Below are 15080 nucleotides of genomic sequence, written 5' to 3' on the forward strand. Positions count from 1 at the left end.
CCCGCGTCCGTATTGGGGCAGCCGCACCATCAGGGTGCAGCCCCCCGTTGCAAACCGCGCTAAGTTCTTAGCAGGTTTACTTATTTCCCGGTCTTAACTTTAGTCCACGAACGGGTGATCACGCGGTCGACTTTCGGCGAAAGAACGGATTGTGTGAAGAGCTTCGCACGGACGTCCGCAGGGGGATAAATGCCCGGGTTGTCCCGCACTTCCGCATTCAGCAAAGGCGTGGCCTCTTTGTTCGCGTTCGCGTAATAGACGTGGTTGCTGATATTAGCCACCACGTCCGGCTTCATCAGGTAGTTAATGAACTGATACGCCTCTTCTTTATTCTTCGCGTCGGCTGGCATCGCGATCATATCGAAGTAGACCATTGCCCCCTCCTTCGGAATGGTATAAGCAATATCCACGCCATTTTTTGCCTCTTTCGCCCGGTTAGCCGCCTGCAGGATGTCGCCGGACCAGCCAATCGCCACGCAGATGTCGCCGTTCGCCAGATCGTTAATGTACTGGGAGGAGTGGAAGTAGCGGATAAACGGACGCAGCTTCATCAGCAGGTCGTTCGCCGCTCCGGTGTAATCTTTCGGATCGGAACTGTTGGGATCTTTACCCAGGTAGTGCAGCACGCTGGCGTAGATTTCACTTGGCGCGTCGAGGAAGGACACGCCGCAGCTTTTCAGCTTCTCCAGATTTTCCGGCTTGTAGACCAGGTCCCAGCTGTTTACCGGCGCGTCTTTACCCAGCGCGGCCTTCACCTTTTCGACGTTATAGCCAATGCCGGTGGTGACCATCATATAAGGGATGCCGTACTTGTTATCGCGATCGTTCTGCGCCACCAGCTTGAGCATTTCCGGATCGAGATTTTTATAGTTTGGCAGCTTGCTTTTATCGAGCGGCTGGAAGATCCCGGCCTGCGCCTGGCGCTCGAGGAACTGCGACGAAGGCACCACGAGATCGTACCCGGTGCTGCCTGCCATAAGCTTGCCTTCCAGCACCTCGTTGGAATCGAAAACGTCATAAACGACCTTGATGCCGGTCTCTTTGGTAAAGTTTGCCAGCGTGTCCGGCGCAATATAGTCGGACCAGTTGTAAACGTGCAGCGTCTTTTGCTCTGCCGCAGACGAGGTGGCAGAAATCGCCATCAGCGCACCGGCGACCAAAGCCGACAACCATTTTTTATTGGCGAGCATATCTCATTCCTTCTGAATAAAAGTTATCAGGCGTGACCTTCCCACGCTGCGTGCCATGCAAGAATCATGCATCTCTATGCAAACTGTAGTAAAAAAAGCACGACGTTCCCCGTCGACGTTGCACGTTTGTGACAGCCCCGCAAGAATAACTGTAGCCCGCGTGAGCGAACAGTGAGCAGAGAAAAAAACGTCATTTATCGATTTTTGAAGGATATCTGGTCTATGAGATCCCCCGGAGGGGCGGCAGTGCCAGAGGATAGTGCTGTAGGAAAGGCTTTTTGGCAGGATAAAAAATCGTTGAACGCAGCGAGCCTGGCAGCCACTGCGCCTGACGATGCAACGTTTAGTGCAGGAAGTGAGCCTGCGTGGTTATGCCAACCGGCTCTTCCTCTTCCGCGATAAACAGCAGCTGATTTGCGCACGCTTCGAGGATAACCATCGAGATCTGCTCTTCGCTCTGCTTCACGAAGGCGGCAAACTGCTCGCGGGTAATGCCGACCGAAGCCTGCAGAGACTGGCAAACCACCAGCTTCGGCAGGTTATCGTCCTGCACGTCGAGAAAGGCCTTCACGGTCAGGGAGCTGGCGTTGATGGAGGAGAGGTCGGAAGCCAGCGGCAGCAGCGCGGAGGGCTTCACTTCGGCAAGCGCCGAGAACAGCACGATATTATCCACCAGGTCGATTTTGGCATCGTAAACCCCATCGAAATTCTGCATATGCGGCAGATGCAGCGCCTGGCAGGTATCGCACTCGAAAATAGTCACGCCGATCTCATCGAGCCAGCGGCGTAAGATGTCCAGCGTCGGGACAACGAGTGAATCCATAAATGCAGATGCCTCTTAGAGATGGTGAAAGTCGCGCCATAGCTTACGCAAAAACGGCGCGTCATACTATTACTATGCGTCCATTTGACGGGGCTTATCCCCTCAAATGACCGGCTAACGTTGATTATCCGCCCGTTTTCAGACAATAGCCCGGCTGGGCCTGATGCTCAATCCATTCGATCATAAGCGTGGCGATATCCACCCCGCTCGTCTTTTCAATCCCCTCCAGGCCGGGCGAGGCGTTTACCTCCATCACCAGCGGGCCGCGATGGGCGCGTAGAATATCGACCCCGGCAACGTCCAGCCCCAGCGTCGCCGTTGCTTTCAACGCAATGTCACGCTCCCGATCGGTAATCATAACCTGGTTAGCCTGTCCGCCACGGTGCAGGTTGGATCGAAAATCGCCGGGCTTGGCCTGCCGCTCAATGGCCGCAACAACCTTGTTGCCTACCACCAGGCAGCGAATATCCCGCCCCCTCGCCTCTTTAATGTATTCCTGCACCAGGATATGGGCATTCAGGCCGCGGAAGGCATCAATCACGCTTTCTGCCGCCTGACGCGTTTCCGCCAGCACCACGCCTATGCCCTGGGTGCCTTCCACGAGCTTCACCACCAGCGGCGCGCCGCCTACCATATCAATCAGGTCGCTGGTGTCGTCCGGGGAGTGGGCAAACCCGGTCACCGGCAGGTCAATCCCCTGACGGGCGAGCAGCTGTAGCGAACGAAGCTTGTCCCGCGCGCGGGTAATAGCCACCGATTCATTAAGCGGATAGCTGCCCAGCATTTCAAACTGGCGCAGCACGGCGGTGCCGTAAAACGTAATGGCCGAGCCAATCCTGGGGATAACCGCATCATAATGCGGCAGCTGGCGCCCTTTATAGTGCACCGACGGGGAAAGCGGGTTGATGTTCATATAGCATGACAGCGGATCGATAATTTCCACCGTGTGGCCACGGCGCACCGCCGCCTCACGCAGGCGTTTACAAGAATAAAGCGTTCCATCCCGGGATAAAATGGCGATTTTCACCCTGCACCTCAGCGTTTCCGGACCGATAATAACAGCCCGGCTATCATATCACCGCCCTGCGCTTTCAACGATGGGCAGCGTGTCGGGGGATTTCTTTAACGCGTCTATAAGCTGCCTTGTTGTCGAGGTGAGCTGACCGGGATCGTAGACGGCATAGAGATCTGCCGGGATCGGCTTGCTGGGCGGGCGAAACACAACGCCGGGCCAGTTCATCTGCGCGTAGCTGTCCGCCATAATCGTCAGCCCCAGTCCGATGCTGACCAGCGCCAGCACCGTTTGCGGCTCCACCGCTTCACGCACCACGCGTGGCGTAAAGCCTGCCTCACGGCACTCCCGCTGCAGAAACGTCCAGTCGGAATGGACTGCCGTCATGGTGACAAAAGCTTCGTGGCGCAGCTGTCCTATCTCTACGGTGGCCTGCTTTGCCAGCGGATGCTGCTCCGGCAACGCCACCATAAAAGTGGCTTCGTGGAGCTTTTCGCTTTTCAGCCCGGCTGGCGGGCTGGTTTCCATGCGCCAGATGCCCGCGTCGATATCGTGACGCTCCAGCAGGGCCAGCTGATCCCCCGGCGATTTTTCACGGAAGAGTATGTCGATGGCCGGGTAATCCGTGATAAAACGCTGCAGCGCAAGGCGCAGCCCGCCCCAGATAGCGGTGCCGACGATGCCCAGATGAATGCGGCCACCCTCCCCGCGGCCAATTTGCTCCACGCGGGCGAAGGCCATAGTTGCGTTATCCAGCAGCTGCCGGGTTTCCTGAAGCAGCACCTCCCCGGCATGCGTTAACGCCACGCTCCGGGAATGACGAATAAACAGCATCGTGCCCAGCTGGGATTCCAGCTCTTTGATATGGAAGCTGAGCGGCGGCTGGGACATGTTCAGCCGCACGGCCGCTTTGCCAAAATGCAGCTCTTCGGCGACCGCCTGAAAATAACGCAGAAGTTTCAGGTCCGTACGGTAGACGCGCTGGGAAGTGTTCATGGGGCTCCTTGTGAGTGGACGCCCCATAAGCTACCACCCCGCGCCGCGCATGCAACGACTCCGGGGCTAATGTGCGAGCGGTGCCGAAGAGTTGAGCGTCGGGGTGTGCCGGTACTGGAAGCTAAAGTGGAAGATAACCGCCAGCGCCAGCGCGTAAGCCGCAAACACCAGCCAGATCGTCGTCCAGTCTTTGATCCCTCCGACCGTGAAATAATCCACTACGTAACCGCTCAGTATCGCACCCGCATAAGCCCCTACGCCGTTGACCATGGTCATAAACAGCCCCTGCGCGCTGGCCCGGATACGCGAATCCACCTCCTGCTCCACGAACACTGAACCGGAGATATTAAAGAAGTCGAACGCGCAGCCGTAGACCACCATGGAGAGCAGCAGCAGAACAAAACCGAAGGCCGACGGGTCACCCCAGGCAAAGAGCGCAAAGCGCAGCACCCAGGCGACCATGCTCATCAACATCACCTGCTTAATGCCAAAGCGACGCAGGAAGAAGGGAATGGTGAGGATAAACGCCACTTCTGACATCTGCGAAACGGACAGCAGTATCGACGGATAGCGCACCACGAAGCTGTCGGCAAACTCCGGCTGGCGGGCAAAGTCATGCAGGAACGGATTGCCGAAGGTATTAGTGATTTGCAGCACCGCGCCCAGCAGCATGGCGAAGAGGAAAAACACCGCCATACGAGGATTTCTGAACAGCACAAAGGCATCCAGACCCAGGCGGCTCACCCAGCTGCGGGATACCTGACCTCGGGCAACCGGCGTGGTAGGCAGCGTCAGAGCGTAAAGCGCCAGCGCCACAGACGCCCCCGCCGCGATATAGAGCTGAATATTACTCAGCTCAAGGCGCAGCAGGCTTACCGCCCACATCGCGGCGATAAACCCAAGGGTGCCAAAGACGCGGATGGGCGGAAACTGGCTGACGGTGTCCAGCCCCGCCTTTTCCAGGCTGGCGTAGGAGATGGTGTTAGACAGCGCAATGGTCGGCATAAAGGCCATCGCATTGCCGAGCATGATCCAGAACATCAGTACAGGCTGGCTGACGCTGGCCGCCCAGAACAGCATCACCGCGCACGTCGCGTGACACAGGGCATACACGCGGTTTGCCGGCAGCCATTTATCGGCAATGATCCCCACCAGCCCCGGCATCAGCACTGCCGCCAGCCCCTTAGTGCTGTAAACCATGCCCACGTCCGCCCCGTGAAAACCGAGGGTGTTGATCATATAAGAGCCCAGCGTCACCAGCCAGGCACCCCAGATGAAGTACTGCAAAAACAACATGATTTTCAGGCGGGGTTTTATCGCCACGGAGTTAATCGCAATGTGTTTTATCCGGTTTGGTGGGTGTGCCTCAGGCCAGCTTGCCGAGGAAGCCGCAGATCAGATTAATGAAGTTCTGACGGGAGAGCTGCGCCGCAGCCAGCGTCTGCGCGTGGGAAAGCTGCACGCTGCCCAGCCCTTCGGCAAGGTTAGTGATAGCCGAGACCGCCACCACCTTCAGGCCACAATGGCGGGCGCTGATCACCTCCGGCACAACGGACATGCCCACCACGTCGCCGCCGATGATCTGCATCATGCGGATTTCCGCCGCGGTTTCAAAGTTTGGCCCAGGATAAGAGACGAACACCCCCTCGCTCAGCGGGAAGCCCTGCTCTTTCGCAACCTGCTGAAGTACGCCGCGATAGTCCGCGTCATAAGCATTAGCCAGCGAGAAGAAACGTTCGCCGAACCTGTCGTCGTTCAGCCCGACGGTCGGCGTGCCCGGCATGGTATTGATATGGTCGTTCAGCGCGACGAGGCAGCCAGGCCCGACGTCCGGACGCAGCGAACCGGCGGCATTCGTTGAGAACAGGATTTCGCAGCCCAGCAGTTTGAAAGTACGTACGGCGTTTGTCATGACCGACATGCCCCGCCCTTCATAGAAGTGGCCACGCCCTTTCATGCACGCGACCGGAACGCCAGCCAGCGTGCCAACAACCAGCTCGCCCGCGTGGCCATGAACGGTGCTAACCGGAAAGCCCGGCAGCTGGTCATAAGGAAAGACAACGGGCTGCTCGATTTTATCGGCCAGCTCACCCAGCCCGGAGCCAAGGATAAAGGCAACGCGGGGGATCAGGCCGTTAATGCGGGAGCGGATAATATCTGCGGCGTAGTACGGGGAATTGTCCAGGGTGGTCGGCATCAGGGGCTCCTTGTCATGCTCGGATTAAAATTTGTCTTCACGACAACCTTTATACCGACCGACGGCGGCCCCTCACCAATACCGTTTGCACCCCGGATTCATAGCGAAAATGTATCAATTAAAAACGGCGACCGAAGTCGCCGCTCAGACTGATGAAAAACCTAAACCGAATGGCATTCGAAAAGATCTCACCGAATAAATAACAAGGAAAATCAATTCATTGATTTTCGCCTGCTTATCACAAAGAAGGAAAAACCACGCTTTTTCTTTCTTTGTCAGCAATCTAACGGCGACCGAAGTCGCCGCTTATTTTATCTTGTTGCCCAACCCTGCTTGTGCAGATAGTCCAGAATGAACGGACGGCTCTCTTTGATCACCGTGCGGCGGATATGGTCGCTCCAGGTGTCACGGCGCGCGTTGCTGTCGCGGGAGAGATAATACTGCGCCATCTCTTCGTCATACGCGGCCAGCACATCTTCATCGACAGGCTGATACTGGTTTTCATGAACCAGCATGGCGGCAGGCATACGCGGCTTCACACCGTGATCCTGATCCGGCCAGCCCAGACACAGACCGAACAGCGGCAGCACATGCTGCGGCAGCCCCAGCAGCTCCGTCACCGTCTCAATACTGTTACGAATGCCACCGATGTAAACGCCACCAAGGCCAAGCGATTCTGCGGCGGTAAAGGCGTTCTGCCCCATGATGGCGGTGTCCACAGCCCCTAACAGCAGCTGCTCAGCAAGACCGAGCTGTGCATCCGGGCAGATCTGCAGCAGACGGTTGAAGTCGGCGCAGAACACCCAGAACTCAGCGGCATGCGCGATGTGCGGCTGACCGCCAGCAAGCGTGACGAACCGCTCGCGCATCGCTTTATCCGTTATGCGAATGATGGAACTACACTGCAAAAAACTGGAGCTGGAGGCCGACTGGGCGCTGGCAATAATTGCCGCACGCTGCTCGTTTGTGATGGGCTCATCGGTAAATTTGCGAATGGAGCGATGTGAGCGGAGCAGATCAATGGTCGGCGTCATCTCGTTTGTCCTCTGTCTTATCTGATTGTGATTTTGGGGCAGCGCCTCTGGTCAGCAGCGGAGCGACGTTTTGTGCCATGGCCCATACCATGCATGCCGCCGCCGGGATCATCAGCGCAATGCCAGAAAATACCATGACTATGGCGGCGGTCGCTGTACCTATTGGTGCGGGTAACGAAACGTAGCCGTTCAGGGAAAGATAGGAAAGCAATAATAAAGCGATACCAAACACTTCCAGTATCAATACCGGTTTAGGTAATGCACCTAATGAACGCATCTGCTTGTCTCCGAAGGCAATTAACACACTACTATACACCAGTGAAACAGGCATTCTGACATTCACTATAGCCTGTGGGTATCGAACTAAGAGGCAGGACCTTCTTTCCATTCCCTTCGGTTATCGGCATTATAGTCACCCTTCGCCGGTTCGTTCGGCCACAAAACTGAGGAGATTCCATGTTTGCAGTGATTTTTGGGCGCCCAGGCTGCCCGTATTGTGTACGTGCTAAAGAGCTGGCTGAAAAACTGACCGCTGAGCGTGATGATTTCAACTTCCGCTACGTGGATATCCACGCAGAAGGCATCACCAAAGCCGATCTGGAGAAAACCGTGGGTAAGCCGGTTGAAACGGTACCGCAGATTTTCCTCGACCAGCAACACATCGGTGGCTGCACCGAGTTTGAGGCTTATGCGAAAGAGCATCTGAGCCTGTTCCAGAACGCTGAATAAGCGTCAGGCAGACAAAAAAACCGGCTATTCAGCCGGTTTAGATTGCTGACAAAGAAGGAAAAAACGTGGTTTTTCCTTCTTTGTGTTAGCTGCCGAAAATCAATGAATTGATTTTACTGGTTATTTTTTGGTGAGATCTATTCGTTTGTTAAACATTTTAAATTTATCATCAGTCTGCACCGGCTATTCAGCCGGTTTTTTTTCGTCTTCGCGTCGCTTGCGTAATATTTTTACCGTCAGAAAACACAGCGAGCCGAGCGATGTCCAGAATACAGCGCCGCAGAGCCAGGCTATCTCCTGCCAGAACGACCGTGTCGGCGTGATGAGGGTATGTACGATGACCAGACAAAGCGGCAGAGCAAGCATCGCCCCCAGCAGCGGTCCGAAAACCCTGGCGCGTCTGGATATGAAACTGGCAAATGCCCCTGGCAGGATAAAAAGCAGCAGCCCCAACTGAAGATGACCGGAGGTCAGCATGCGCTCCGCCACGTTCAGGTGCAGTGATAAAAAGACCAAAATGAAAAGCAAAAAGCAGCAGATCACTCCTAAACCACGTTGGCCACGCCTGTACATATCCTCTCCTTTTCATCATCTGTATCGAACCATTTGCCTGTGAAACTCTGCTTTGCAGAGATAGCCCAGTTTGATAAAGCTGTGGCAGTCCATGCCAAATTATCGCGTTTTAATAAGCACAATATTCTTACTAGCTGTCAAACCCCATTAAGATTAAACTAGCGGCCAGCGTCAGGGTGCGCACGTGATGTTTCACGCCAATTATTTAGAATTGCTTCAATTCAATTTAAGCAAAAACCTTAGCGCATAAAACCTCTCCTTTCAACAACTTACTGGTAAACAGGAAGTTAGCCTTCGTGAATATAAACGTCGCAGATTTGTTAAACGGGAATTACATCCTGTTATTATTTGTGGTGCTGACCTTAGGGTTGTGCCTGGGTAAATTGCGCCTTGGATCAATCCAACTGGGTAATTCTATTGGTGTTTTAGTAGTCTCCTTATTACTGGGACAGCAGCACTTCGCCATCAACACCGACGCCCTCAATCTGGGCTTTATGCTGTTTATCTTTTGCGTCGGCGTGGAAGCCGGGCCTAACTTTTTCTCCATTTTCTTCCGTGACGGCAAAAACTACCTGATGCTCGCGCTGGTCATGGTTGGCACGGCCATGCTGCTCGCCTTTGGGTTTGGCAGGCTATTCGGCTGGGATATTGGCCTGACGGCAGGCATGCTCGCCGGGTCCATGACATCAACACCTGTACTGGTCGGAGCCGGCGACACGCTTCGCCATTCGGGAATGTCGAAGGCGCTGCTGGATAACTCGCTGGATCATCTGAGCCTGGGCTACGCGCTGACCTACCTTATCGGCCTGGTGAGCTTAATTATCGGCGCACGCTATATGCCGAAATTACAGCATCAGGACCTGCAAACCAGCGCCCAGCAGATCGCCCGTGAACGCGGTCTGGACGCAGACGCTGCCCGTAAAGTCTACCTGCCAGTTATCCGCGCCTATCGCGTAGGCTCAGAGCTGGTGGCCTGGGCAGACGGCAAAAACCTGCGTGAGCTGGGGATTTACCGTCAGACCGGTTGCTACATAGAACGCATCCGCCGCAACGGCATTCTGGCAAACCCAGATGGTGACGCGGTGCTGCAAAAAGGCGATGAAATTTCACTGGTTGGCTACCCGGACGCCCACTCACGTCTGGACCCCAGCTTCCGTAACGGTAAAGAAGTCTTCGACCGCGACCTGCTGGACATGCGCATCGTTACCGAAGAGATCGTGGTCAAAAACCACAATGCCGTTGGCCGACGCCTGGCGCAGCTAAAGCTGACCGATCACGGTTGCTTCCTGAACCGCGTGATCCGCAGCCAGATTGAAATGCCTATCGACGACAACATCGTGCTGAACAAGGGCGATGTATTACAGGTCAGCGGCGATGCCAGACGAGTCAAAACCGTTGCCGATCGCATCGGCTTTATCTCCATTCACAGCCAGATAACTGACCTGCTCGCTTTCTGCGCCTTCTTCATCATCGGCCTGATGATCGGCATGATCACCTTCCAGTTCAGTTCATTTAGCTTTGGCGTGGGTAATGCGGCGGGCCTGCTGTTCGCAGGCATCATGCTGGGCTTCCTGCGAGCCAACCATCCAACCTTCGGCTACATCCCGCAAGGTGCGCTAAACATGGTGAAGGAGTTCGGCCTGATGGTGTTTATGGCCGGTGTCGGCCTGAGCGCAGGCAGCGGTATCAGCCACGTCGGCGAAGTCGGCGGACAAATGCTGATTGCCGGACTGGCCGTCAGCCTGATCCCGGTAGTGATCTGCTTCCTGTTCGGCGCATACGTTCTACGTATGAACCGTGCGCTGCTGTTCGGAGCAATGATGGGTGCCCGCACCTGCGCACCAGCAATGGAAATCATCAGCGATGTTTCCCGCAGCAACATCCCGGCGCTGGGCTATGCAGGCACCTACGCCATCGCTAACGTGTTGTTAACGCTGGCGGGAACGCTGATCGTCATCATATGGCCTGGTTTGTGACCCGGGGCACAGACAAAGAAAAATAATTATTTTTTATGACAGGCCGAACTTTTTCCTAAGGTGCCAGTCTTAATTAATGCCACTGCTTTTCTTTGATGTCCCCAATTTGTGGAGCCCATCAACCCCGCCTCTTTGGTTCAAGGTTGATGGGTTTTTTATTGCCTGAAATCCCTTTCCCGCCTCCGTTCGTTAACGACTTCTTTTAAAATTCAATTTCATACTCTTTGTCACTTTCACGACACGCCCTATGCCTGCCCCGATAATCACCGCGAGAAATCCGCCGCCTGAACAGAGATACAGCACCAAAGCGGGATCGTATCTGTCCGCTGCCAGCCCTGCCGCTATCGGCAACGTTAGCGTGATAATGAGCTGGGTACGCCATGACTTTGCCATTGCCTTTCCCGTTAGCGCTATGGGGAAAGTTCGCATGACATTCAGCGTTGCCAGTACGTAGACGATGTTGGAGAAGATGTGAGCCGTGACGATAAGCAGCATGGCCAGCCACTGTTTGTCGGTGAGAGACACCAACATGTAGCCGCCGATAAACAAGGCGAGGAACAGGACCGGCAGGCTGAATTTACCGCCGTAACGCTGGAGCTGTTTTTCGGTGAGCAACAGCGGGCCGATGAGTTGACCCGCGCTACGTGCCAGCAGCAGCATTAATCCTGTACTCGTAGCTTCACCGCTAAACTGCGGAGCCAGCGCGGGCAAAAGTGCCATGGCCGGTGCCCCCACCAGCGCCAGGGCTGGCAGCATGAATAAGCTCCTTTTCTGATGTTGCGATAGCGTTTGCCAGATGATATTTCCGACAGGCGCACCGCTCGCTTGTTGCGCCACGCCTTGGTATGCACGATGCGCTCCAGACAGCAGCCCGATGGATAACAAGAAACTCAGTGCATCCAGAGCCAAAAGCCCTGACGCTGGCAGATGGCCGTACAACAGAGTGCCAATCCCGATCCCAAAAATGACGTTCGCCGCAAAAATCAGCGTTTCCAGACTGGAGGCGGCTGGCAGATCGCCGGGCCTCAGGCCGTTTTTAAGGATCTGGCTGAGCACCGGCACCATCATGCCCCCCGCGAAGGCTGACACGCCCTGACTTGCCAGCAGCAAAAGCTGACTATCGCTGCCAAGCGCCCACCACGGAAAAGCCAGACCGGCAAGGCCAATGCTCTCACTCAATATTAGAATTGGCAGCAGAGGCATTCTGGTGAGGAGTTTTTCCGCAAGCAGGCTGCCCGGAATACCCGGAGCAAGAGCAAGAATATAGGCAAGCGTCAGCGCGGAGGGCCTTGCCTCTGAGCCGAGGAGTTTGCCAAACACAATGACATACGTGAGACCGTTACCGACGGATGAAAGCAGCAGCGCACCGCCAAGTAACGCGAACCAGCGATACCGGCGCAGGCAGCGCAGTAAAAGAAAAAGCATGGGATATCCCTTATTAACAAGCACAGGTTGATGCCGACAAAAAGTCGGTTGGTTATGTGTTTATCGATAAGAGAAAAACTACATTGGCAGGCTGCTCGTCAGATAAAATGCTTCAAACTGTAGCTAACAAATCCAGAAATTTCACCTGCCAGATTTAGCGGACGATTTTCGCCACCATGCGGGTGAGATCTTCCCGGCTCATCGGCTGGCGATCGGTGACGTAATGCAGGGTCATGCCTTCGACAAAGGCGTCCAGCGTGCGGGCTGTGATGGGGTCAAAGAAGGTTTCCAGAGCCTGCTGGCTGCGGCTCATCCAGTCCTGCATGATGATTTTTAGCGCCGGGGTGCGGTTGGCATAAGCATATAGCTGATACATCACCTGCAAATTCCAGGACGTGGCGATCTCTTCCCCGCAAATCATATCAACCACGGCCTCGCAGGCTTCATCGGCATTGCGTGCCTGCTCCAGTCGGCTGCGATAGCTGTTGGACATTTCCAATGCGAACTGGGTGAACGCTTCATTGAGCAGCGATTCGATACCGTCGAAATAGTAGGTCATCGACCCCAGCGAAACTCCCGCCGCTTCGGCGATTTTACGGTGGGTAATATGGCTGACGCCGTGCTCAACGAGCATATCCAGCGTGGCCTGCAATATACGCGCGCGGCGATCGGGGTCGTTACGACGTGGGGAGAGGGTCATGCTTCGCCCGGGCGTTAGCCGTTTAAATGAGAATGCAAAGAGTCTACCCCTGAATGTGTACATATGTACACATCCCTGATAGTGTGATTCTTATTGTTCTTCATCGCTACGGTCCTCTCCATGCCAGCCGCAAAACCATCAAGAAAAGCTCTGCTGCACCGCACCTGGGCACTGTTCGCCTTCTTCTTTCTTCCCGGCCTGGTCATGGCCTCCTGGGCAACCCGCACGCCAGCCATCCGCGACACGCTCAGCGTCTCCACCGCGGGCATGGGCATCGTGCTGTTCGGCCTGTCCGTCGGCTCGATGAGCGGCATTCTCTGCTCCGGCTGGCTGGTTAAGCGCTTCGGCACCCATAGCATTATTCGCAGCGGCATGACGCTGATGGTCACCGGCATGCTGATCATGAGCGTGGCGCTGTACTTCTCGTCCCCCGTACTTTTTGCGCTTGGCCTTGCCGTGCTCGGCATGGGGCTGGGCTCCGCCGAAGTGGCGATGAACGTCGAAGGCGCTATAGTCGAAGGATTGTTGAAAAAAACCGTGCTGCCGATGATGCACGGCTTTTACAGCCTGGGAACGCTGGCGGGTGCGGGCGTCGGCATGGGCCTGACCGCGATTGAGTTTGGTGCTTACGGCCATCTTGGCCTGATTGGGCTGCTGGTTATCGTGCCGATTGCCATTGCGATTCGGGCGATACCTCACGGCGTGGGCAAGGATAATGCGGACGATGCCGCAAATGCCCACGAGCCACACCCGCCGTTTTATAAAGATATTCAGCTGTTATTGATTGGCACCATCGTGCTGGCGATGGCCTTTGCGGAAGGCTCCGCCAACGACTGGCTGCCGCTGCTGATGGTCGACGGGCACGGCTTCAGCCCGACCTCCGGCTCGCTGATTTACGTGGGCTTCACGCTGGGCATGACCGTGGGGCGCTTCACCGGCGGCTGGTTTATCGACCGCTACAGCCGGGTTACCGTCGTGCGCGCATGCGCCCTGATGGGTATTCTGGGCATCGGGATGATTATCTTTGTCGACAGCCCGTTCATGGCTGGCGTCTCCGTTATCTTATGGGGGCTTGGCACGTCGCTGGGCTTCCCGCTGACCATTTCTGCCGCGGGTGATACCGGGCCGGACCCGGCGACGCGCGTCAGCGTAGTTGCCGCTTCGGGCTACGTCGCGTTTCTCGTCGGGCCGCCGCTGCTTGGCTTCCTGGGCGAACACTACGGCCTGCGGCTTGCCATGCTGGTCGTGCTGGCGCTGATGGTTGTTGCCGCGCTGATAGCCAAAGCCGTCGCGAAACCCTCGCAAAGCCCGCAGCTCGCTGGCGAAACAGAATAAACAGTTAAAGGAGGATTTAATGGGTATCAAACTGATTGCCGTAGACATGGACGGCACTTTTCTCGACGACAGCAAAAACTACAACCGGGCGCGCTTCGCAAAACAGTACGAGCAGATGAAGGCGCAGGGCATTCGCTTCGTTGTCGCCAGCGGCAACCAGTATTTTCAGCTGAAGTCCTTCTTCCCGGAAATCGACCGCGAAATCTCGTTCGTGGCGGATAACGGCGGCTGGGTGGTGAGCGAAGATAAAGATATCTTCAACGCGGAGCTATCCCGCGAGGAGTACAACACGGTTATCGATCATCTGCTGAGCCTGCCCCACGTCGATATCATTACCTGTGGCAAGCGCAACGGCTACACGCTAAAAAGCTACAGCGAAGATTTTAAGCAGATGGCGGCCATGTACTATCACCGCCTTGAGCTGGTGGAACATTTCGGCCACCCGGACGACGTGATTTTCAAAATCGCCCTGAACCTGCCGGACGACATGGTTGAGGATCTGCTGGATTCGCTGGCGGTGGTGCTGAACGGCGTGATGGTGCCGGTCTCCAGCGGCCATGGCTCCGTGGATTTAATTATTCCGGGCGTTCATAAAGCCAACGGGCTGCGGATTTTGCAGGAAAAATGGGGCATTAAAGACAGCGAGGTAGTGACCTTCGGCGACGGCGGCAACGACGCTGAAATGCTGCGCCAGGCGGGTTACAGCTTCGCGATGGAAAACGCCCCGGAGAAGATCAAAAAAATCGCACGCTTCCAGGCGGGGCACAACAACCGGGAAGGCGTGCTGGACGTTATTGATAAGGTGCTCAACGGGGAAGCTCCTTTCCATTGAGCCTGGCTACACAGCGGATGACGCTGCGCTTATCCGCCCTTGTATCTTGAACCGGTAGCTGGTTAGCTACCGGTTACACGAAACGGAGGAAGCTTGTATCCGCCCTGAAGACGCCGATCTTTCTTCGTAGCTTAAGCCCTCCGTTTCACCTTTCACGTCACTCAAAATCCGAACGGTAACCAGAAGCTCTGACTTCGTATGTACAAGGCTGGAATGACGTGTTGGCTCAGGTGAAAGGAGACAAAATATGTTCACTCT

General features: G+C 55.7%; 15 protein-coding genes. 4 read left to right on the plus strand and 11 right to left on the minus strand.

Annotated elements, in window-relative coordinates; translation table 11 throughout:
- Nucleotides 1–80: 80 nt before the first annotated feature.
- The 8 genes from potF to HYQ67_RS07195 form a co-directional block, all read right to left on the minus strand.
- Complete coding sequence (potF, locus tag HYQ67_RS07160; protein WP_202302794.1) at nt 81–1190, minus strand: spermidine/putrescine ABC transporter substrate-binding protein PotF; 1110 nt, start codon at nt 1188–1190, stop codon at nt 81–83.
- Nucleotides 1191–1533: 343 nt separating this feature from the next.
- Nucleotides 1534–2013 carry a YbjN domain-containing protein gene (locus tag HYQ67_RS07165; protein ID WP_202302795.1) on the minus strand — a complete coding sequence of 160 codons (480 nt, stop codon included), beginning with the start codon at nt 2011–2013 and terminating at the stop codon, nt 1534–1536.
- 124 nt (nt 2014–2137) lie between these two features.
- Nucleotides 2138–3040, minus strand: coding sequence for a 30S ribosomal protein S6--L-glutamate ligase (gene rimK / locus HYQ67_RS07170; RefSeq protein WP_202302797.1), 903 nt, complete (start codon nt 3038–3040; stop codon nt 2138–2140).
- A gap of 48 nt (nt 3041–3088) precedes the next feature.
- The gene (locus HYQ67_RS07175) at nt 3089–4021 is read right to left on the minus strand and encodes a LysR family transcriptional regulator (RefSeq protein ID WP_202302798.1); all 933 of its coding nucleotides are present in this window, start codon (nt 4019–4021) and stop codon (nt 3089–3091) included.
- A 66-nt stretch (nt 4022–4087) separates the two neighbouring features.
- Nucleotides 4088–5344: a nucleoside permease gene (locus tag HYQ67_RS07180; protein ID WP_202302800.1), complete on the minus strand. Its 1257-nt coding sequence runs from the start codon at nt 5342–5344 to the stop codon at nt 4088–4090.
- A 43-nt stretch (nt 5345–5387) separates the two neighbouring features.
- The gene (xapA, locus tag HYQ67_RS07185; protein WP_202302802.1) at nt 5388–6218 is read right to left on the minus strand and encodes a xanthosine phosphorylase; all 831 of its coding nucleotides are present in this window, start codon (nt 6216–6218) and stop codon (nt 5388–5390) included.
- 311 nt (nt 6219–6529) lie between these two features.
- A complete protein-coding gene (gene nfsA, locus HYQ67_RS07190) occupies nt 6530–7252 on the minus strand; it encodes an oxygen-insensitive NADPH nitroreductase (RefSeq protein WP_202302804.1) in 723 nt (240 codons plus the stop codon).
- The gene (locus HYQ67_RS07195; protein WP_333781092.1) at nt 7236–7583 is read right to left on the minus strand and encodes a YbjC family protein; all 348 of its coding nucleotides are present in this window, start codon (nt 7581–7583) and stop codon (nt 7236–7238) included. The genes nfsA and HYQ67_RS07195 overlap by 17 nt, the downstream gene beginning before the upstream one ends.
- Before the next feature lie 125 nt (nt 7584–7708).
- On the opposite strand from HYQ67_RS07195, the gene HYQ67_RS07200 reads away from it, so the two are divergent.
- Nucleotides 7709–7981, plus strand: a complete 273-nt coding sequence (locus HYQ67_RS07200) for a GrxA family glutaredoxin (RefSeq protein WP_202302806.1) — start codon at nt 7709–7711, stop codon at nt 7979–7981.
- A 183-nt stretch (nt 7982–8164) separates the two neighbouring features.
- Here the strand turns inward: HYQ67_RS07200 and ybjM are convergent, their stop codons facing one another.
- Nucleotides 8165–8554, minus strand: coding sequence for an inner membrane protein YbjM (gene ybjM / locus HYQ67_RS07205; protein WP_202302808.1), 390 nt, complete (start codon nt 8552–8554; stop codon nt 8165–8167).
- Between the two features lie 296 nt (nt 8555–8850).
- Between ybjM and HYQ67_RS07210 the strand changes: the two genes are divergently transcribed.
- Nucleotides 8851–10530, plus strand: coding sequence for an aspartate:alanine antiporter (locus HYQ67_RS07210; protein WP_202302810.1), 1680 nt, complete (start codon nt 8851–8853; stop codon nt 10528–10530).
- 189 nt (nt 10531–10719) lie between these two features.
- Here the strand turns inward: HYQ67_RS07210 and HYQ67_RS07215 are convergent, their stop codons facing one another.
- Both HYQ67_RS07215 and HYQ67_RS07220 read right to left on the minus strand, forming a co-directional pair.
- Nucleotides 10720–11955, minus strand: a complete 1236-nt coding sequence (locus tag HYQ67_RS07215) for an MFS transporter (RefSeq protein WP_202302812.1) — start codon at nt 11953–11955, stop codon at nt 10720–10722.
- A gap of 154 nt (nt 11956–12109) precedes the next feature.
- The gene (locus HYQ67_RS07220) at nt 12110–12655 is read right to left on the minus strand and encodes a TetR/AcrR family transcriptional regulator (protein ID WP_202302813.1); all 546 of its coding nucleotides are present in this window, start codon (nt 12653–12655) and stop codon (nt 12110–12112) included.
- Between the two features lie 120 nt (nt 12656–12775).
- On the opposite strand from HYQ67_RS07220, the gene HYQ67_RS07225 reads away from it, so the two are divergent.
- Both HYQ67_RS07225 and HYQ67_RS07230 read left to right on the plus strand, forming a co-directional pair.
- Nucleotides 12776–13990, plus strand: a complete 1215-nt coding sequence (locus HYQ67_RS07225) for an MFS transporter (protein WP_202302815.1) — start codon at nt 12776–12778, stop codon at nt 13988–13990.
- 19 nt (nt 13991–14009) lie between these two features.
- A complete protein-coding gene (locus HYQ67_RS07230; RefSeq protein WP_202302817.1) occupies nt 14010–14822 on the plus strand; it encodes a Cof-type HAD-IIB family hydrolase in 813 nt (270 codons plus the stop codon).
- The last annotated feature ends 258 nt before the right edge of the window (nt 14823–15080 follow it).

Source organism: Dryocola clanedunensis subsp. sulfonylureivorans (assembly GCF_016756775.1).
GTDB lineage: Bacteria > Pseudomonadota > Gammaproteobacteria > Enterobacterales > Enterobacteriaceae > Dryocola > Dryocola clanedunensis.

What these genes read in the sequence shown, in the direction of transcription:
- potF (WP_202302794.1), bottom strand. Translation starts at nt 1,190, where the DNA reads ATGCTCGCCAATAAAAAATGGTTGTCGGCTTTGGTCGCCGGTGCGCTG.
- HYQ67_RS07165 (WP_202302795.1), bottom strand. Translation starts at nt 2,013, where the DNA reads ATGGATTCACTCGTTGTCCCGACGCTGGACATCTTACGCCGCTGGCTC.
- HYQ67_RS07175 (WP_202302798.1), bottom strand. Translation starts at nt 4,021, where the DNA reads ATGAACACTTCCCAGCGCGTCTACCGTACGGACCTGAAACTTCTGCGT.
- xapA (WP_202302802.1), bottom strand. Translation starts at nt 6,218, where the DNA reads ATGCCGACCACCCTGGACAATTCCCCGTACTACGCCGCAGATATTATC.
- nfsA (WP_202302804.1), bottom strand. Translation starts at nt 7,252, where the DNA reads ATGACGCCGACCATTGATCTGCTCCGCTCACATCGCTCCATTCGCAAA.
- HYQ67_RS07195 (WP_333781092.1), bottom strand. Translation starts at nt 7,583, where the DNA reads ATGCCTGTTTCACTGGTGTATAGTAGTGTGTTAATTGCCTTCGGAGAC.
- HYQ67_RS07200 (WP_202302806.1), top strand. Translation starts at nt 7,709, where the DNA reads ATGTTTGCAGTGATTTTTGGGCGCCCAGGCTGCCCGTATTGTGTACGT.
- ybjM (WP_202302808.1), bottom strand. Translation starts at nt 8,554, where the DNA reads ATGTACAGGCGTGGCCAACGTGGTTTAGGAGTGATCTGCTGCTTTTTG.
- HYQ67_RS07215 (WP_202302812.1), bottom strand. Translation starts at nt 11,955, where the DNA reads ATGCTTTTTCTTTTACTGCGCTGCCTGCGCCGGTATCGCTGGTTCGCG.
- HYQ67_RS07220 (WP_202302813.1), bottom strand. Translation starts at nt 12,655, where the DNA reads ATGACCCTCTCCCCACGTCGTAACGACCCCGATCGCCGCGCGCGTATA.
- HYQ67_RS07225 (WP_202302815.1), top strand. Translation starts at nt 12,776, where the DNA reads ATGCCAGCCGCAAAACCATCAAGAAAAGCTCTGCTGCACCGCACCTGG.
- HYQ67_RS07230 (WP_202302817.1), top strand. Translation starts at nt 14,010, where the DNA reads ATGGGTATCAAACTGATTGCCGTAGACATGGACGGCACTTTTCTCGAC.